At 51.5% G+C, this 17,803-nt stretch carries 15 protein-coding genes; 9 read left to right on the top strand and 6 right to left on the bottom strand.

Translation table 11 applies throughout. The annotated features are described in order from the left end of the window. Positions 1–41: 41 nt before the first annotated feature. Positions 42–572, top strand: coding sequence for a YgjV family protein (locus DUT67_RS19140; RefSeq protein ID WP_113626339.1), 531 nt, complete (start codon positions 42–44; stop codon positions 570–572). Between the two features lie 86 nt (positions 573–658). Here the strand turns inward: DUT67_RS19140 and sstT are convergent, their stop codons facing one another. The 3 genes from sstT to DUT67_RS19125 all read right to left on the bottom strand — a co-directional run bounded on the left by sstT (position 659) and on the right by DUT67_RS19125 (position 4,487). Next, positions 659–1,906, bottom strand: coding sequence for a serine/threonine transporter SstT (gene sstT, locus DUT67_RS19135; protein WP_113626338.1), 1,248 nt, complete (start codon positions 1,904–1,906; stop codon positions 659–661). Positions 1,907–2,262: 356 nt separating this feature from the next. Beyond that, positions 2,263–3,216 carry a TerC family protein gene (locus DUT67_RS19130; protein ID WP_011092269.1) on the bottom strand — a complete coding sequence of 318 codons (954 nt, stop codon included), beginning with the start codon at positions 3,214–3,216 and terminating at the stop codon, positions 2,263–2,265. Between the two features lie 272 nt (positions 3,217–3,488). Further along, positions 3,489–4,487, bottom strand: a complete 999-nt coding sequence (locus DUT67_RS19125) for a Gfo/Idh/MocA family protein (RefSeq protein WP_113632114.1) — start codon at positions 4,485–4,487, stop codon at positions 3,489–3,491. 161 nt (positions 4,488–4,648) lie between these two features. On the opposite strand from DUT67_RS19125, the gene rlmG reads away from it, so the two are divergent. Continuing rightward, on the top strand, positions 4,649–5,788 hold the full coding sequence (rlmG, locus tag DUT67_RS19120) for a 23S rRNA (guanine(1835)-N(2))-methyltransferase RlmG (RefSeq protein ID WP_113626335.1): 1,140 nt from the start codon (positions 4,649–4,651) through the stop codon (positions 5,786–5,788). 16 nt (positions 5,789–5,804) lie between these two features. On the opposite strand, the gene DUT67_RS19115 is transcribed toward rlmG, so the two are convergent. Continuing rightward, positions 5,805–7,838: an NADPH-dependent 2,4-dienoyl-CoA reductase gene (locus DUT67_RS19115; protein ID WP_113626334.1), complete on the bottom strand. Its 2,034-nt coding sequence runs from the start codon at positions 7,836–7,838 to the stop codon at positions 5,805–5,807. A gap of 215 nt (positions 7,839–8,053) precedes the next feature. Between DUT67_RS19115 and DUT67_RS19110 the strand changes: the two genes are divergently transcribed. The 5 genes from DUT67_RS19110 to DUT67_RS19090 all read left to right on the top strand — a co-directional run bounded on the left by DUT67_RS19110 (position 8,054) and on the right by DUT67_RS19090 (position 13,638). After that, the gene (locus DUT67_RS19110) at positions 8,054–8,350 is read left to right on the top strand and encodes a hypothetical protein (RefSeq protein ID WP_113626333.1); all 297 of its coding nucleotides are present in this window, start codon (positions 8,054–8,056) and stop codon (positions 8,348–8,350) included. 263 nt (positions 8,351–8,613) lie between these two features. Beyond that, on the top strand, positions 8,614–9,102 hold the full coding sequence (gene spy, locus DUT67_RS19105) for an ATP-independent periplasmic protein-refolding chaperone Spy (protein ID WP_113626332.1): 489 nt from the start codon (positions 8,614–8,616) through the stop codon (positions 9,100–9,102). A gap of 390 nt (positions 9,103–9,492) precedes the next feature. Beyond that, the gene (locus DUT67_RS19100) at positions 9,493–10,962 is read left to right on the top strand and encodes a GGDEF domain-containing protein (protein ID WP_113626331.1); all 1,470 of its coding nucleotides are present in this window, start codon (positions 9,493–9,495) and stop codon (positions 10,960–10,962) included. Between the two features lie 71 nt (positions 10,963–11,033). Then, complete coding sequence (locus DUT67_RS19095) at positions 11,034–11,396, top strand: DUF305 domain-containing protein (RefSeq protein WP_113626330.1); 363 nt, start codon at positions 11,034–11,036, stop codon at positions 11,394–11,396. A 325-nt stretch (positions 11,397–11,721) separates the two neighbouring features. Further along, positions 11,722–13,638 (top strand): beta-glucoside-specific PTS transporter subunit IIABC, encoded by a 1,917-nt coding sequence (locus tag DUT67_RS19090; RefSeq protein ID WP_113626329.1) that lies wholly within the window; start codon positions 11,722–11,724, stop codon positions 13,636–13,638. A 55-nt stretch (positions 13,639–13,693) separates the two neighbouring features. Here DUT67_RS19090 and DUT67_RS19085 read toward each other — a convergent pair whose 3' ends face one another. Next, complete coding sequence (locus DUT67_RS19085) at positions 13,694–15,082, bottom strand: glycoside hydrolase family 1 protein (RefSeq protein WP_113626328.1); 1,389 nt, start codon at positions 15,080–15,082, stop codon at positions 13,694–13,696. On the opposite strand from DUT67_RS19085, the gene DUT67_RS19080 reads away from it, so the two are divergent. After that, positions 15,081–15,353, top strand: coding sequence for a hypothetical protein (locus tag DUT67_RS19080; protein WP_113626327.1), 273 nt, complete (start codon positions 15,081–15,083; stop codon positions 15,351–15,353). The genes DUT67_RS19085 and DUT67_RS19080 overlap by 2 nt on opposite strands. 32 nt (positions 15,354–15,385) lie before the next feature. Here DUT67_RS19080 and DUT67_RS19075 read toward each other — a convergent pair whose 3' ends face one another. After that, positions 15,386–16,150 carry a type 1 glutamine amidotransferase domain-containing protein gene (locus DUT67_RS19075; protein WP_113626326.1) on the bottom strand — a complete coding sequence of 255 codons (765 nt, stop codon included), beginning with the start codon at positions 16,148–16,150 and terminating at the stop codon, positions 15,386–15,388. A 178-nt stretch (positions 16,151–16,328) separates the two neighbouring features. Between DUT67_RS19075 and DUT67_RS19070 the strand changes: the two genes are divergently transcribed. Beyond that, positions 16,329–17,231, top strand: a complete 903-nt coding sequence (locus DUT67_RS19070; protein WP_113626325.1) for a LysR family transcriptional regulator — start codon at positions 16,329–16,331, stop codon at positions 17,229–17,231. Positions 17,232–17,803 lie beyond the last annotated feature (572 nt).

Genomic DNA, 17,803 nt, shown 5'->3' with positions numbered 1-17,803 from the left:
GCGCCGTTTTTTTTCGCAGCAACTTTTTAGAGGCAGGGATCATGACACAGTATTGGATTGCCCAGTCTGTTGGTGTACTGGCGTTTCTGGTCGGTATCACCATGTTTTTCAACCGTAACGATCAAAAATTCAAAATACAGCTATCGGCATACAGCGCCGTGATTGGCCTGCACTTCTTCTTGATGGGGGCAAATGCGGCAGGTGCAAGTGCAGTGTTGAACTCGGCACGTACGCTCATTTCACTAAAAACGCACAATATTATTGTGATGTTTGTCTTCATCTCGCTCACGCTGCTGTTTGGTTTGTCGGGCATGCGTCATGCGATGGAACTGTTGCCGATAGCCGGTACGGTCGTCAGTACCTGGGCGCTGTTCCGCACCTCTGGGTTAACGACTCGCTGCGTGATGTGGTGTTCAACTGCTGGCTGGGTTGCGCACAATATCTGGCTGGGCTCGATTGGTGGATCGCTGATCGAAGGCAGCTTCCTGCTGATGAATGGCTTTAACATCATCCGCTTCTGGCGCATGCAGCAGCGCGGTATCGATCCTTTTAGCGTAGAGAAGAAAGCATAATTTCAGGTTTTGCTCGTAACCCTAACGCCGCTCGTTCTTAAGCGAACGGCGTTAAAGATCAGATAAGATTAATCATCCCCTACGATTTACAGCAGATTTAAGCGCTCTTTTTCCGCCAGTTTGGCATCTTCCGCGTGACACACGGCGGCGATGAACATCACATCTGTTGAGGAGTTCACCGCTGTTTCTGCCGAGTCCTGCAAGACGCCGATGATGAAGCCAACGGCAACGACCTGCATGGCGATATCGTTGGAAATACCAAACATGCTGCACGCCAGCGGAATCAGCAACAGTGAGCCACCCGCCACGCCCGATGCACCACAGGCACACAGCGATGCGACGACGCTAAGCAGCAGCGCCGTCGGTACGTCGATCTGAATGCCGAGCGTATGTGCGGCGGCCAACGTCAGTACCGTGATGGTAATCGCCGCGCCTGCCATATTGATGGTGGCACCCAGCGGGATGGCGACAGAATACGTGTCTTCGTCCAGATTCAGCTTACGGCACAGCTCCATATTGACCGGAATATTAGCGGCGGAGCTGCGGGTGAAGAAGGCGGTCACACCGCTCTCACGCAGGCAGCGCAGCACCAGTGGATAAGGGTTGCTGCGAATCTTCCAGTAAACGATCAATGGGTTGACCACCAGCGCGACTAGCAGCATGCCGCCGATCAGTACCATCAGCAGATGAGTATAGCCCCACAGTGCACCGAAGCCGGTTTCCGCCAGCGTTGACGCCACCAGACCGAAAATCCCCAGCGGCGCGAAGCGAATCACCACGCGCACAATCATGGTGACCGCGTTGGAGGCATCGTTAATCATGTTCTTTGTGCTATCTGAACCGTGACGGAACGCAATGCCTAGCCCAACGGCCCAGACCAGAATACCGATGTAATTCGCATTCAGCAGCGCGTGAATCGGGTTGGCGATGACGCTCATCAACAGCCCTTCCAGCACTTCGACAATACCTGACGGCGGCGTGATGTCGGCGGCCTGCGCGTTGAGCGCGAGCGTGGAAGGGAAGAGGACGCTTAGCACGACGGCAATCAGTGCCGCAGAGAAGGTGCCGATGAGATAGAGAAACAGCACAGGGCGGATATTAGTTTTTTGCCCTTGCTGGTGGTTGGCGATAGAGGCCATGACCAGCACCAATACCAAAATTGGCGCGACGGCTTTCAGTGCGCCGACGAACAGCGTTCCCAATAAACCGGCAGCCAGCGCGGCCTGCGTAGACAGAGAGGCCAAGATAATACCGGCCGCAAGCCCCAGAAGGATCTGTTGAACCAGACTACCGCGAGTAATGTATTGCAAAAAGCGAGACTGTTGAGTTTCCATAATTTTGACGGTGTAACCGTTCCGTTTAGTGATTGTGTGTACGGAGCTGACACCTCTGGCATGTGCCGGGTGGCTTTTTCTTTCCGTAACTAAATGTGTTTGCGTGTATCAGTATATGAAAATTTACTTTTGAGAAAAGCGATGATGTGGTTTTTTATGACGGACATCCTTGTCCATCACCCTTCGGGCCGTTGCTGTGCAACGTTGAAAAACGCTCCCGACGTTTTTTTATGACGGATATCTTTGTGTAGCACTGATTTTCGCGCAGAACGTGCGTGGGAATGATTGAATATGGAAACTTGAATGAGGGAAGACATCTCCGCACAGCGGGAGCCGTGCGGAGAGGAAGAAAAGGATTAACGCTCGGCGCGTTTGTTCACCCAGACGTTGATCAGCATGGTAATGATCAGGATGCTGGCAACGACGCCCAGAGAAATCGCCACTGGAATATGGAAAATGTCGATGAGCATCATCTTGGTACCAATGAAGATCAGAATGACGGCCAGACCATATTTCAACAGCGAGAAGCGTTCTGCCACGCCAGCCAGCAGGAAGTACATCGCACGCAGGCCCAGAATAGCGAACAGGTTAGACGTCAGTACGATAAAGGGATCGGTCGTGACGGCGAAAATAGCGGGGATACTGTCAACGGCGAAAATCACGTCGCTGATTTCAACCATAATCAGCACTAAAAACAGTGGCGTGGCAAACAGTATGCCGTTACGACGGACAAAGAATTTATCGTTCTCGATGCTATCCGTCATGCGCAGGTGGCTACGCAGCCAGCGCACCAGCGGTTTGTCACCGATCGCTCCATCACCTTCTTTAGCCAGTGCCATTTTAAGACCGGTGAACAGCAGGAACGCGCCGAACACATAGAGCAGCCACTGGAATTGTGTGACGAGCCAACTGCCGCCAAACACCATCAGCGTTCTGAGAACGATGGCACCCAGCACGCCGTAAATAAGCACGCGACGTTGGTATTGCGGAGGAACGGCGAAATAGCCGAAGAGCATCAGCCAGACGAAGACGTTATCGACAGCGAGCGCTTTCTCAATCAAATAACCGGTCAGGAAGGCTAGCGACTGCGCGTTAGCGACTTCGCGACCGACTGTGCCATCCAGATACCACCAGAAGCCGGCGTTGAACAACAGAGAGAGCGTGACCCAGATGATCGACCAGACGGCAGCCTGTTTGAACGTCATTACCGTCGACCCTTTGCGCCCTTGATAGAGCAGGTCGATGGCCAGCATCACTATAACAATGGCAGCGAAGCTGCCCCATAACCATGGCGTGCCGATGGTGTGCATAGCAAGATCCTTAAATAGAAACAAAAACGGCCAACATCGGAAGGACGCTGGCCGCTTGTTATTAAAGCTGCAAATGCACCTCGCCTCCCGGCAAGGTCTCACTTACAACGTTAATGAAGCTGTTTCATTAAGAATCAAGCTTTTCATCAAAGTTGCCCAGTAACCGGATGCGGTAAGCATCGTAATGACGATTAGCTGGCGGAAAAGTTACTCCCCTTTGCCTGACAGAAGATAGGTGAAAAGATGATCTTGGTCAAATAATTATCACCGTCTTAATCCGCATTTCCCGGTGTCGCGGCATCGGCAGGAAACACGACACCCGTTTGGCGGCGAATTTCCGTCAGCAGTCCAGCAACGGTGCGTGATCGTGCCAGTTCTGCATGGTTGATGTCGTTATCGTTCACCAGTGTGGCAAAGGTTTCTGCTTCGTACAGCATGCTATTGATATGCTGTGGCTGGCTGAGATCCAACTGCTTGCCTTCACGCGGGATGAATTTCACGTTATGGCATTCAGAGACTTTTTCAATCACCAGCGAACCGTCCTCCCCCTGAATTTCGCTGGGAATGGCGGAGTGGCTGACTTTGGAATGGACGATGGTGACATCGAAATCGCCGTAATTCAGGATGATACTGCCATGTGCGTCCACACCGCTTTCCAACAGCGTTGCGCTGGCCTGCGTAGTGCAGGGTTCTCCCCACAGCGCTACGGCGAAGGCCAGACAGTAGTAGCCGATATCCATGATGGAACCGTTTGAAAACGCCGGATTGAAGGTATTCGGGTTCTCGCCAGCCAGATAGCGCGGGTAGCGCGAGGAATACTGGCAGTAGCTCAGTACCACTTTACGCAATCTGCCGACTTTCGGCAGCGCCTGCTGCACCACGCTAAAGTTAGGCAGGCTGGCGGTTTTGAACGCTTCAAATAGCACGACCTGATTTTCTCTGGCACAGGCTATCATTTGTTCGACTTCATAGCGGTTGGAAGCCAGTGGTTTTTCACAGATGACATGCTTGCCGTGGCTCAGGAAAAGCAGGGCCTGTTCGCAGTGCAGTGAGTTAGGGCTGGCCAGATACACGGCGTCTATAAGGTCGGATTTCGCCATGGCTTCCAGTGAATCAAAGAGCGTATCCACCATGTAATCGGCTTGAAACGGCTGCGCTTTTTCTACCGTTCGGGAATAGATGGCGGTGAGCTTCAGCTTGCCGGTTTCATGGGCGGCATCAACAAACTGACGGGTGATCCAACTGGTTCCTACAATAGCGAAGCGAATCATAAGCGTTTGGTATCCTGAGGGCATCGGTGATGAATAGGCAGATTATCACGGTGAAATGACAAGGCAACGTCAATCATTTCCCTTTCTGGCAGAGAAAAGCATTTACTGATGAGCTATTTTAAGGGATAAACAGCGCAAATTTTATGATGTAGGAGAGGCTAATGAGCCAACTCGAATTGGAAACGTGCAACCTGACGTTGGTGCGTTACCCTCAGGTCGCTGAAAACTCGGCGCTACAGGCTTGGGATGCCGCAGATGAATACTTGCTGCGTGAGCTGTCCACCATGGAAATCGCGCCGGGTCCGCGCCTGATTTTCAATGATACGTTTGGTGCATTGGCTTGCGGTTTGCAGGCGCAGTCGCCTGTCAGTATCAGCGACTCTTATCTTAGCCAACTGGCGACGCGGCATAATCTGGAACTGAACGGCTATGATGCCGCTGCAGTAACGCTGTTGGATAGCATGGCGGATCTACCCGATGCGCCAGCGCTGGTAGTGATGAGGATTCCCAAAACGATCGCGCTGCTGGAACACCAGTTGAGAATGTTGCGTAAGGTTGTCACGCCGCAAACACGCATTATTGCCGGGGCGAAGGCGCGGGATATTCATACTTCTACGCTGCAACTGTTTGAGCGCGTGATGGGGCCGACGAAAACCTCGCTGGCCTGGAAGAAGGCGCGTCTGGTTCACTGTGAGTGGGCGGAGCTCAAAGTCAGTGAGCAGTCACTTACTACTGAGTGGGAGCTGGATGGCTACGGCTATCGTATTCAAAACCATGCTAACGTGTATTCGCGTAATGGGCTGGATATCGGCGCACGTTTCTTTATGCAGCATTTGCCGGAACAGATAGACGGTAAGATCATCGATCTCGGTTGTGGCAACGGTGTCATTGGGCTGGCGGCGCTGGAAGCCAACCCGGACGCCACCGTCGGTTTCTTTGATGAATCCTACATGGCGGTAGCATCGAGCCAGATGAACGTTGAAGTCAACCGCCCGCAGGATGTTGAGCGCTGTAGCTTTGTGGTGAATAACGGATTGTCCCGCGTTAGGCGCGATACGTTGCAGGCCGTGCTGTGTAATCCGCCATTTCATCAGTTACAGGCCGTGACCGATGAAATCGCCTGGCAGATGTTTATGGATGCTCGCCGCTGCCTTCAGGTTGGTGGAGAGCTGCGCATTGTGGGTAATCGCCATCTGGATTACTTCCACAAGCTGAAGCGTCTGTTCGGTAACTGTGAAACCATTGCCAGCAACACGAAGTTCGCCGTACTGCGTGCGGTTAAAACGAATTCGTCCCGCTAAGCTGCTTCTGTATAAATTACAACGTTAACGCTAGCCGGGTGGCCTGATCGATTGCCCGGCGAGCGTCTAATTCCTGTGCCACATCTGCACCGCCAATCAGATGAACATGACACCCAGCAGCCAGTAAGGGGTCATACAGTTTTCGGTTGGGTTCCTGACCGGCACAAATAATGATGTTATCCACCGGCAGGCAGCGTATTTGCTGGTCGTGGATAATGTGCAGCCCCTCATCATCAATATGGCGATATTCCACGCCGCCCAGCATCGTCACGCCGTGACGCAGCAGTGTCGTGCGGTGTATCCAGCCTGTCGTTTTCCCCAAATTTTCGCCGGGCTTGCCCGTCTTCCGCTGTAATAAGGTAATGTCCCGCTGGTGGGGAAGCTCGTTAGCGTGGTGAGGCAACAGGCCGCCCCGGTGCTGTAACTGCTTATCAATCCCCCATTCCGCATAAAAGTCGCCGTCCAACTGAGAAGTGAGGGGGTTGGGACGATGGTTGTGATTAAGGAGATAGTGCGCAGTATCAAACCCGATGCCGCCTGCACCGATGATCGCCACGCGTTTGCCGACCGGCTTTTTGTCGCGCAGTACGTCCAGATAGCTCAGCACGCTAGGGTGATCAATGCCAGTAATCGGGGGGATACGTGGCACGATGCCAGAGGCCAGAATGATGTCATCAAAACCGAGTAAATCAGCGGCGGTTGCCTGCGTGCTCAGGCGAAGCGTGACGCCGTGGAGTTCTAGCTGTCGACGGTAGTAGCGCAGTGTTTCATAAAACTCCGCTTTGCCGGGAATCTGTTTGGCAATATTGAATTGCCCGCCGATATAGGAAGACGCTTCAAACAGCGTGACCTGATGGCCGCGTGCAGCGGCGTTGACGGCAAAGGCCATGCCTGCGGGACCCGCGCCGACCACCGCAAAGCGTTTACTGACTCGCGCGGGTTGGATAGGTAGTTCGGTTTCATGGCAGGCGCGTGGGTTGACCAGACAAGAGGTAACCTTGCCAGCGAAAATCTGATCGAGGCAGGCCTGATTGCAGCCGATGCAGGTATTGATTTCATCGGCACGCCCCGATTGTGCTTTTGCCACCAGTTCGGCATCGGCGAGAAAAGGACGCGCCATCGATACCATGTCGGCGCAGCCCTCAGCCAGCAACTGTTCCGCCACGCCGGGGTCGTTAATACGGTTAGTGGTAATCAGCGGGATGCGGACTTTCCCCATCAGTTTCTTCGTCACCCAGCCGAATGCGCCGCGTGGCACTAGCGTAGCGATAGTCGGAATTCGTGCTTCATGCCAGCCGATCCCAGTATTGATGAGGGTAGCACCCGCTTGTTCAATCGCCTGTGCCAGTTGAACAATTTCCTGCCAGCTTGAGCCTTCCTCTATTAGGTCGAGCATGGACAAGCGGTAGATCAGGATGAAATCAGGCCCCGTTCGTTCCCGTACGGCGCGGACAATCTCAAGCGCGAAACGGCAGCGGTGTTGGAAATCCCCGCCCCATTCGTCATCACGATGATTGGTATGCGTCACCAGAAACTGATTAATCAGGTAACCTTCCGACCCCATGATTTCCACGCCATCGTAGCCTGCTTGCTGCGCCAGTTCAGCGCAACGAGCAAAGTCGTCGATGGTTTGCACAATATCTTGCGTACTCATTGCCCGTGGCGCAAAACGGTTAATTGGTGCCTGAATGGCCGAGGGTGCAACCGGATCGGGCTGATAGCTGTAGCGGCCGGCGTGGAGAATTTGCAGGGCGATTTTCCCACCTGCATCGTGTACCGCTTGCGTCAGTACCTGATGGTGCGCCAACTGCGCGCCGTCATGCAGGGTGGCACCTCCTTTGGCGACGGCGCCTTTTTCATTTGGCGCAATACCGCCTGTGACAATCAGGCCAACGCCGCCCCGCGCACGCTCATGATAAAATGCGGCTAGCCTTTCGGTGCCATCCGGGTGTTCTTCCAGGCCAGTATGCATGGAGCCCATCACAACGCGGTTCTTTAACGTCGTGAAGCCAAGATCTAGTGGGGAAAGCAGCGTGGGGTAGGCAGTCATTACACTCTCCGGTGAAGTTAACTGGTCTGATGAGTTATGGTGTTCAATTTAGCCGTAATTGAGTGAGTTGTGAAATTTATGTTTATTTATTGTGATTGATGTCATTGCTGAATGTAGGGAGAACCGCGTGTACGCAAGGGATCGTGCGCTGGAATGTTTGTTGTCGGGGGCGTGTGACATTATAATCCGCGGGTTTATTGGGCAAAGGTATCGTTATGCGGGTGGAAGAGTTGGAATATCGGCTGGATAGCGCGCTTCAGGCGTTAGAGCAAAGCGTTCAGCGGCAGCAGCAGACGTGGCGGCAGGAACATCAGTCCCTTCAGCAGCAGTTGCTTCAGGCGAAAGAACGTGACGCTTACCTTTGTACGCAGATTGAACGGCTTTCTGCGCAATTGAGTGCGATGGATAGTTCACCAGAGCGAAACCCGTTGATTCAGAAAATGAAAGTCATTCATGCCCATCTTGATGCGCTGGCACAAGAGGCCACCGCCTTTAGGCGTTCACTTCGGTAATGGCACCGCGAGCCTTTTTCACCCATTGGCGCGCGGTGTTGTAGAAGCATTAAGGGCAATGCAGCAATATCGCGCTACGTCGTTAACGGAATACTTCCGCTCCTTACACAATTCCTCCTCATTCTCCATAATTGCCGCAAATGTGGAGCCGACACTTGCAGAGATTTACCCTTACTCTAATTAACTGAAGGTGTCAGGCCTATACTTTCTCTCGTAGCACGGCACCCGCCGTCGACAAGTCAATTCAGAGAGAGGAATAAAATATGCGTAAACTCACTGCAATGCTGGTTGCTTCTTCTTTGGCATTGGGCGCGGCAGGTATCGCGCATGCTAATGAAGCACCTAAAGGTCCTGGCTCGGAACACAAGATGATGATGAAAGAGGGTCGGGAGCATCGTGGCATGATGGGGCCGGATGCGATGTTTAAAGAGCTGAATTTGACGGAAGCGCAGAAGCAGCAAATTAAAGACATCATGAAAGATTCCCGCGAGAAAATGCACAAAGCTATGCAGGATGATCGTCGTGATATGCATAGTCTGGTCGCATCAGATACGTTTGATGCCGCTAAAGCACAGGCACAGTTGGATAAAGCCGATGCCACACACAAGGCCAGAATGCTGAGCGGGCTGGAAACCAAAAACAAAATTTACAATGTTCTGACGCCAGAGCAGAAGAAGCAGTACAACGACAGTTTTGAAAAACGACTGACTCAACCACCAAAACCTGACGGCAAGCCTGTTCCTACGGAATAACGCGTCCGCGCGGAAATAAATATACTCTAAATAATTCGAGTTTCAGGCAGGCGGCAAGAGAAGGACAAATTCGTCGGGAACGAATTTGACCAGCCAACAGCTGGCCTCCGGTGAGAGACAGGATGTCTCTCATTTAATCCCGATGAGCTTACTCAGGTAAGTGATTCGGGTGACTAAACGCGGCCAACGCACATGCAACTTGAAGTATGACGAGTATAAGTTAGTAAGACCACCGGATTGACGTATTACCTCACGGGTAATGCATCAGTCCGGTGGTTTTTTTATTTATTTTCCCCTCCACCATCACACTGTGAGTAGGGAAATGATTAATGTTATTCTCACAGGAGACAGCAGGCGCGGGACTATCGGATAGCGGGCGGTAAAGGACAGATGAATAACGATTTGACGTTGAAAACTATAAAATTCATGCCGCTTCTGTTTCTGACCACCCTAATCGTGAGCTGTATGGGATTTCGGTTTCGAGTGCTGGATGAACTGTCGCTGTTTTGGCCTGCCAATATTCTGGTTTTTTGTCTCATGATTAGTTTCAGGGCCAGAAAAGGGACGATAAAAGGTAAAGTACTCTCGATCAGTGCGGGTTTTTTGGTGAGTTATGTGGCAATGCTGTCGGCAGCGTTACTGATGGACAATAACTCACCGTTAAAAACCAAGGTACTGTTATGTTTGTGCAATATGGTTTTTGTGGTGGCGGCCTGGTGCGCCTTTTGCCTGATGTGTCGGTTTACCGGAAAGTGGTCGACATTTGAAAAATTCAGCAAATATTATGCCTATATTATTTTCGCCTCGACGTTTGTAGGCGCGTTCTTATCCGGTGTGGTGTATGGGTTTTATGCGTATGTCTACGATACGGGGAATCGCTATGACGAGTTTATGGACTGGTTCAGTGAACAACTGGGAACCGGCATTATTCTCGCGTTCTTTTTCCTGCGAGCGAAAGACATCCTGAGGGCGCTACGGAATATTCCGCTTTGTCCTAAGCACGTCAGAGAAAATATTTTTCCCTTTCTGGTCTTCATCATTTTCTTACTGGTTAGCCTATTTTTTCTGGATGCTAGCCTAATTACGCTGTCCGTTATTCCACTCACGCTGTGTGCGTTCAATTACTCTTTCCCGATTATGTCGTTGCTCTGTGCAATTACGGGCGTAATACTGAATTATCTCTATATTAATCAGGTTGGTATACTCATCAATTCAAATTCCGAAGCGTACATTAATTCGTTTCTCACCACGGCACGGCTGAATATTGCGATGCTCATTATGGCGATGTTAAGCGTCTCGCATTTTGTCTCGATGAACCGGCGACTGATTAAAATCATCGAAAGCAACAGCCTGAAGGATGCGCTCACGAATACCTTCAATCGCCGCGCTTTTCTCAGTATGTTGAACGGGAGACAGGGCGTGCTGATGAATAAGAAAAAGCGTCAAATAACGCTGCTGTTTCTGGATATCGATTATTTTAAGCAGGTCAACGATACCTACGGGCATGCCTGTGGTGATGAATTGATCGCCAGCTTTGCCCGCATGCTGAGTGCGAATATTCAGCCGAGCGATATTCTGTGCCGCTGGGGTGGGGAAGAGTTCGTGATTGCGGCTTATGACCTGACGGATGAGCAATCTGAAGCCATGGCCGAAGCGCTGCGGCGTCGTACGGAATCCACTCCGCTTATGCTGTCCGATGGCCGGGAAATCTATTTTACTGTCAGCATCGGCGTTGCCATATTTTCCCAGTATGAAGGCGGCAATATTTACGATCTCATCGGTCTGGCGGACGAGCAGCTCTATAAAGCGAAGGCTCAGGGGCGTAATTGTGTCTGCATGCGTCTGGCCGAGAGCGTCTGAATCTTTTCTTGACCTTCCCCTTACTGGAACGTCTACCCTCAAGAAGTACTGTGACTGATTGAGGGGTTATGATGAAGAAAGTCCATTTGTTATTAACAGCGACCTTGCTGGTTCCATTTCTCTCGTTTGCGGCCGACAGCGCCCATAGTGGCCATGGTTCAACGAACGGTGAGTCGCCTTCCCAACAGGCGTATACGAAAGGGATGGATGCGATGCATACCGAGATGATGGACGGTATGAAATCCAGCGACCCTGATATTGCCTTCGCCAAAGGGATGATTGCGCACCACCGCGGCGCGATTGATATGGCGAAGACGGAACTGCAATACGGCAAAGACCCGGAGCTGCGCAAGCTGGCCGAAGAGATTATCAAAGCCCAACAGCCGGAGATCGACCAAATGGAAGCCTGGCTGAAGAAGCAGGGCAAACAGTAAATTTGCCGATGGCGTTTCTTTGAGAAGCGCCATTTTGTTTTTACGGCGTCGTCGAGTCGTGGATTAGGCGGCTTTGCCGGATTGGCAGAAATTTAGTGACTGTTTTCACAGAATAAAACGTAGAGATAGCTTTCTCTGCGTTAACTTGTTAGAAAACAGGAAAGGACGTCACCAGAATTTTCTGGGCGAGACCTGGATAAAGCAGCGTATACCGCACGCTGCTTTATCCAGGTTTTTTTTTGCTTATTTTCCAGCTGGCCAGCGGATAACAAGCGGGATGACGTGTATTAGGCAGTCGCAGCCATTGACGAAACGGGAAGTCATTATGAATAGCAAAGTGCTCGCTGAAAATATTCTGGAGTTAGTCGGAGGGGAAACCAACGTTTCTACTCTGGTGCATTGTGCAACACGCTTGCGCTTTAAGATTGTTGATCACGGTAAAGTCGATGTGGCTGCGCTGGAGGCGTTAGAAGGTGTCATTACGGTCATCAATGCTTCCGGGCAGTTGCAGGTGGTTATAGGGAATCGAGTGCCGGAGGTTTACCGCGCCTTTGGGCCGATCTCCAAATTGCTGGAAGACGGCGACGGGAAACGCCAGACGGCGGAAAGTGAGCAATCGACCTCTGCTATGGGACGCTTGATCGATCTGGTTGCTGGGATCTTTACTCCCTTGTTGGGAGCGATGGCGGCGGCGGGGGTGCTGAAAGGGGCGCTGGCTATCGTAATTGCGCTTGGCTGGCTCAATACCAAAGAAAGTACCTATGTCATCCTGCATGCGGCGTCCGACAGCCTGTTCTATTTTTTGCCGATGCTGTTGGCGATTACCGCTGCGCGTAAATTCGAAACCAACATTTTTGTGGCGGTGTCGATTGCGGGTGCACTGGTTTACCCGACGATTCAGGGGTTGTTTGATGCCGGTCAGCCTGTGACATTCTTCGGCCTGCCGGTCGTGATGATGAAATACACCTCCTCAGTGATACCGATTATCTTCAGCGTGTGGTTGATGTCATACATCGAACGTTTCCTGAATCGCCATATTCACGAAAGCGTGCGCAATATCCTGACGCCGTTCTTCCTGCTGGTGCTGATGGTGCCGCTAACGCTGATGACCATCGGGCCGATTGGGATTTCGGCCAGTAAGCTCATTGCGTCGGTGTTCGTCAATATCTATGAATTCAACCCGATTATTGCCGGGGCGCTTATGGCGGCGTCATGGCAGGTCTTAGTGATATTTGGTGTGCATTGGGGCTTCGTCACCGTCTTTATCAACGATCTCTCGGTTATGGGGCACAGTTATCTTAAAGCAGCTTCCAGTCCGTCGGTCTTTGCCCAATCCGGTGCGCTATTGGGCGTAATGGTGCGAACCAAAGATAAAAAGCTGAAAGCGTTGGCAGGAAGTACCTTTATCGCGTCGCTGTTTGGCATCACAGAACCTGGTGTTTACGGCGTCACGCTGAAGCTGAAAAAGCCGTTTATCTGTGCGGTGATCGCTGCTGCGCTGGGTGGCGCTATCGTTGGCTATGCGAAAAGCTCGGCGGTCTCTATGGGGATGCCCGGCTTGCTGACGTTGCCGATTTTCTACGGAGAAGGCTTTGTTGGATTCCTCATCGGCTGCGCGATTGCTTTCGTGGCAAGCTTTGTACTGACGGTTATCGTCGGGTTTGACGATCCCGCCCCGCCTGCTGAGAAAGCGTCAACGCCGCCGCGTTCACCATCTACAACACCTGCTGCGCCAGTAGCACGTCAGAACACAAATGCTCTACCGCTGAAAGACGCTCCAGAGACGGCTGAACAGCTGGGATCGCCAGCAAAAGGCGAGTTGATCTCATTGGAAGAGGTGAACGACAAGGTGTTCTCTTCCGGCGTCGTCGGGCAGGGCGTTGCCATCCTGCCGCAGGAAGGCCGTATCTATTCGCCAGTGGACGGCATGATTGCCAGCACGTTCGCCAGCGGCCATGCTGTCGGAATTCTCTCGCAGAAAGGGGCGGAGATCCTGATTCATGTCGGTATCAATACGGTACAGCTGGAAGGTCAGCATTATCAGATGCACGTTGCAGAAGGTGACAAGGTGAAAAAAGGTCAACTGCTGCTGGAGTTCGATCTGGAAGCGATCCAGAAGGCGGGCTACGACACGGTGACGCCAATGGTTATCACAAACGCGGAAGAATATCGCGTATTCAGCCAGGGCGCTGCACGTCAGCAGCAGGCCGGAGAGACGATCATCGCGCTGGCTCATGTTTAATTAGCTAATAAAAAAGACGGCGCAGTGTGAACGCGCCGTCTGGTTTTCTAGATTGTTACAACGACTTTCCGTTGCTGCTAATCACATCCTGATACCAGTAGAAACTGTCTTTGCGCCGACGTTCCAGCGTGCCTTTGCCTTCATCATCACGATCGACATGAATAAAGCCGTAGCGTTTTGACATCTGTGCCGTACCCGCGCTGACCAGATCGATTGGCCCCCAACTGGTGTAGCCCAGCAGTTCTACGCCGTCGTCGATGGCTTCCCGTACCTGAATTAGATGGCGACGCAGGTAATCAATGCGGTAGCTGTCGTGAATACTGCCATCGTCTTCCACCACGTCGCGCGCACCCAGCCCGTTTTCTACAATAAACAGCGGCTTCTGATAGCGGTCATACAGCTCGTTCAACAGGAAACGCAGACCTTCGGGGTCGATCTGCCAGCCCCATTCGGACGCCTCAAGATGCGGGTTAGGAATCAGGCGGATAATGTTGCCGCGCGAGGACTGGTATTTTTCCGGCTCGAAGGTTGCACAGCCGCTCATGTAATAGCTGAATGAAACAAAGTCTACGGTGTGGCTCAGATCGTCTTTGTCCTGCGCGGTAATAGTGAGTTCGACGTCATTTTCCCGGAAATAGCGCTGAATCCAGGCCGGATAGGTGCCGCGTACCTGCACATCACCGAAGAACAGCCATTCCCGGTTCTTGTTCTGCGCTTCCAGCACGTCTTTCGGGTGGCAGGTCATGGGGTAGCGCACGGCGCCCAGTAGCATATTGCCAATTTTGGCATCAGGGATGATGTCGTGACAGGCTTTCACCGCGCGTGCGCTGGCAACCAACTGATGGTGGATGGCCTGATAAATATCCTGTTTTGACGGTTCGCCGCTCAGCCCTATACCCGTAAAAGGTGAGTGCAGCGCCATGTTGATTTCATTGAAGGTCAGCCAGTGCTTCACCTTGTCTTTGTAGCGGCTAAAGACGGTACGGGCATATTTCTCAAAATGGTCGATGACGGCGCGGTTGCTCCAGCCCCCCAGCTTTTTCACCAGACCGTACGGCATTTCATAGTGCGATAGCGTAATCAGCGGCTGAATATGATGCTTCGCCATTTCATCAAACAGACGATCGTAAAAGGCCAGACCCGCTTCGCAGGGTTCTGCTTCATCGCCTTCGGGATAAATACGCGTCCAGGCGATGGAGGTGCGCAACACCTTGAAGCCCATTTCGGCGAACAGCTGTATATCCTGCGGGTATTGATGATAAAAATCGATTGCCTGATCTTTGATGCAGCTAATGTTCTCATCGCGTTCTGTCACCGGACCATGCACGCCCTTTAGCTGAAGATCGGAGGTCGACACGCCTTTGCCGTCTTCATTCCATGCCCCTTCAACCTGGTTTGCTGCGACTGAACCGCCCCATAAAAATCCTTCGGGGAATGCTTTCATGGTATTTCTCCTCATCGTTTTCTACATCATTACGCTGTGCCGGACGGCGGCCTCGCGCTGTCGCGCAGGGAATTGCCGAACAACAGGCAAAAAAAAACTTGGGCAGAAGAGAGTAGTGCTACTCACCTCTGCCCAAGTCTCGCCCGCCATTGGCGGTAACGTCTTGTTAGAACACTATACAATCCTGAATTTCTGCGGCAATGCCCCCGTCTGGTTATGTGACTTTGGTCACGACATCTCTGTTGGCATGATCCGCGCCGAAAGGCGTTAGGTGTTTTCCCCTAACGCCTGCTGATACGGTAATTACGCTTTCGCTTGCAGTGCCTTGACGACAGCTTCGCCGAGCGCTTTAGCGGATGCTGGGTTTTGGCCGGTGATCAGTCTTCCATCAACGACGACTTTATTTTCAAAGATCGGGGCTTCTTCAAATGTTGCGCCATCCTTTTTCAACGCGGCTTCAAGTTCAAAAGGCACAATCTTGTCGTAATGGCGGAATGCCTCTTCTTCTGCCGTAAACCCGGTAAGGTGACGCCCTTTAATTAACAATTCGCCGTTGCTGAGCTTCACATTCAATAAGCCAGCCGGGCCGTGGCAGACTGCGCTGACGATGCCGTTGTTTTCATATGTTGTACGTACGATGTTGATCAACTCAGGGTTGTTGACGAAATCCCACATTGGCCCGTGTCCGCCGACGAGCAGGATCGCGGTGTACTTAGCGGGATCAACCTTCGCGAGTGGGATTGAATTGGCCAGCTTGTTGCGATGCTCCGGGTTAGTCCAGAAATCCAGACTCGCCTGATCTTTCAGATCGAACCCGTCGAAGGGCGGTAATCCTCCTTTAGGGCTGGCAATATCGTAATCCAGCCCGGCTTTATCGAAGACTTCAACCGGATGAGTCAGTTCTGGAAACCAGAAACCGCCAACAAGCTCTGGCGTCTTTTTATCCAGACTGGAGACGACAATTAATACCTTCTCTTCTTTCTGTGCGTTCTGCGCAAAAGCAGAGGTGGAGGCTGCAAATACAGCCATCGCGGCGATAAGACCTGTACAGCGTTTTATTATTGACATAGAAAATTCCTTCAGCAGGTGGTGTCTGCCGACTATATCTTTGATAACTGGTTGAAAATAGACGGTAAAAATGGAACGTATTGTTTAATAAATCGATGTAATAATTTTGTATTGGCGTGAGAAACTGTCGTAAATTACGTTTGATAATCCCTGTATCGCATGACGATGAGGAACCCTAATGGGGCAATCCGATAGCTTTGATGGACTTGCAGAATTTCTGGCTATAGCGAAACGATTGAGTATTCGCAAAGCGGCGCTCGATCTGGGCAAGACGCCGGGCTCGGTGAGCTTGTCGCTCCAGCGACTGGAACATCGCCTCGGCGTGCCACTTTTCCACCGCACGACGCGCAAGATGGCACTGACAGAAGCGGGAGAAGACCTGTTACTGAAAATTGGACCTGCCGCACAAGCCATCGCGGCAGGTTTTGAAGATGTCGCGCAATCGGCAAAAAAGCCGTCGGGGACGTTGAAGCTGATTGTAGAGCGTTTAGCGCTCCCTCATGTTATCGAACCGCTCATTCCAGCATTTCGTCAGGCGTGGCCGAATTTGAATGTCGATATCACGGTGAGTAATCGTCACGATAATTTCGTCTCTGAAGGCTATGATGCCGGCATCATGATCGGTTCGTACATAGAGCAGGATATGATCGCGATACGGCTCTCCCCACCATTTAAGTGGGCAGTATTTGGATCGCCTGACTATTTTAAAGCGCATGGAAAGCCGAAAGCCACGTGCGATCTAGTACATCACGAATGCATTCGCTTTCGCCGCCCTGAAAAGGGAGATGTTTATCGGTGGGAGTTTATCGAAAATAAAGAAAGTGTAAGATTCGAACCAACGGGCACAATTACCGTCAACGATGGCGAGCTAATGCGTAGCCTTGCAGTGAGAGGCGTCGGACTTATTTATTCATCCACTTTCCATACCTCACGCGAACTTGCAAACGGCACGCTGGAAGCGGCATTACTCGATCTCTCGCCGGGAAACGATGGCCTTTTTCTCTATTTCTCAAAAGCCGCGAGGAATCAACCCAAACTGCGTGCATTTATCGACGTGTGTTCGCAGGTTGTTAGGACGTGAATTCTTCTACCCTAATAGTTTCGCAATGAAAATAACTCTGCAAAGCTCCCCTTTTCAGCGGCATGTACGCCAACAGCGGTAAACATCACAATACCGCTCAACACGCAGGTTAAAATCTTACTCATGAGTTCCTTTCAGATATTTATCGTAACTAGCGCTATTTTTATAGTGTATTTCTCTAAAAAATAAACTGATAACAGCACGTAGGAAAACGGTAGGTGCAATGAACGTGGAGTTTGTTGGGGCATTCTGCGGGGGTAAAGTATCTGAATTACTGTTTAGCGTAACGGTTAGATAGGGTAAAAGTTGTTGCTGTTGGTCATCTGAGAGTATAATTTTTACCACTTTTTTACACTCTATCCGGCTAAAATTCTTTGACAAGTTTTGAAGTTTTGCCGAGCGTGAACTTAGCCTAATGACAACATCGAATTCTCATCTTTCACACCCAAAGTACCGCCCCGACATTGACGGATTAAGAGCCGTTGCTGTTCTCTCTGTTGTGGCTTTCCACGCCTTTCCTGATTGGATGAAAGGTGGTTTTATTGGTGTTGATATTTTTTTGTTATCTCCGG

The organism is Pectobacterium peruviense (genome assembly GCF_003312355.2).
Lineage (GTDB): Bacteria > Pseudomonadota > Gammaproteobacteria > Enterobacterales > Enterobacteriaceae > Pectobacterium > Pectobacterium peruviense.
Note: the sequence above shows the minus strand (reverse complement) of the source record. Positions and strands in the feature narration are given on the sequence as shown.

What these genes read in the sequence shown, in the direction of transcription:
- DUT67_RS19140 (WP_113626339.1), top strand. Translation starts at nt 42, where the DNA reads ATGACACAGTATTGGATTGCCCAGTCTGTTGGTGTACTGGCGTTTCTG.
- sstT (WP_113626338.1), bottom strand. Translation starts at nt 1,906, where the DNA reads ATGGAAACTCAACAGTCTCGCTTTTTGCAATACATTACTCGCGGTAGT.
- DUT67_RS19130 (WP_011092269.1), bottom strand. Translation starts at nt 3,216, where the DNA reads ATGCACACCATCGGCACGCCATGGTTATGGGGCAGCTTCGCTGCCATT.
- DUT67_RS19125 (WP_113632114.1), bottom strand. Translation starts at nt 4,487, where the DNA reads ATGATTCGCTTCGCTATTGTAGGAACCAGTTGGATCACCCGTCAGTTT.
- rlmG (WP_113626335.1), top strand. Translation starts at nt 4,649, where the DNA reads ATGAGCCAACTCGAATTGGAAACGTGCAACCTGACGTTGGTGCGTTAC.
- DUT67_RS19115 (WP_113626334.1), bottom strand. Translation starts at nt 7,838, where the DNA reads ATGACTGCCTACCCCACGCTGCTTTCCCCACTAGATCTTGGCTTCACG.
- DUT67_RS19110 (WP_113626333.1), top strand. Translation starts at nt 8,054, where the DNA reads ATGCGGGTGGAAGAGTTGGAATATCGGCTGGATAGCGCGCTTCAGGCG.
- spy (WP_113626332.1), top strand. Translation starts at nt 8,614, where the DNA reads ATGCGTAAACTCACTGCAATGCTGGTTGCTTCTTCTTTGGCATTGGGC.
- DUT67_RS19100 (WP_113626331.1), top strand. Translation starts at nt 9,493, where the DNA reads ATGAATAACGATTTGACGTTGAAAACTATAAAATTCATGCCGCTTCTG.
- DUT67_RS19095 (WP_113626330.1), top strand. Translation starts at nt 11,034, where the DNA reads ATGAAGAAAGTCCATTTGTTATTAACAGCGACCTTGCTGGTTCCATTT.
- DUT67_RS19090 (WP_113626329.1), top strand. Translation starts at nt 11,722, where the DNA reads ATGAATAGCAAAGTGCTCGCTGAAAATATTCTGGAGTTAGTCGGAGGG.
- DUT67_RS19080 (WP_113626327.1), top strand. Translation starts at nt 15,081, where the DNA reads ATGGTATTTCTCCTCATCGTTTTCTACATCATTACGCTGTGCCGGACG.
- DUT67_RS19085 (WP_113626328.1), bottom strand. Translation starts at nt 15,082, where the DNA reads ATGAAAGCATTCCCCGAAGGATTTTTATGGGGCGGTTCAGTCGCAGCA.
- DUT67_RS19075 (WP_113626326.1), bottom strand. Translation starts at nt 16,150, where the DNA reads ATGTCAATAATAAAACGCTGTACAGGTCTTATCGCCGCGATGGCTGTA.
- DUT67_RS19070 (WP_113626325.1), top strand. Translation starts at nt 16,329, where the DNA reads ATGGGGCAATCCGATAGCTTTGATGGACTTGCAGAATTTCTGGCTATA.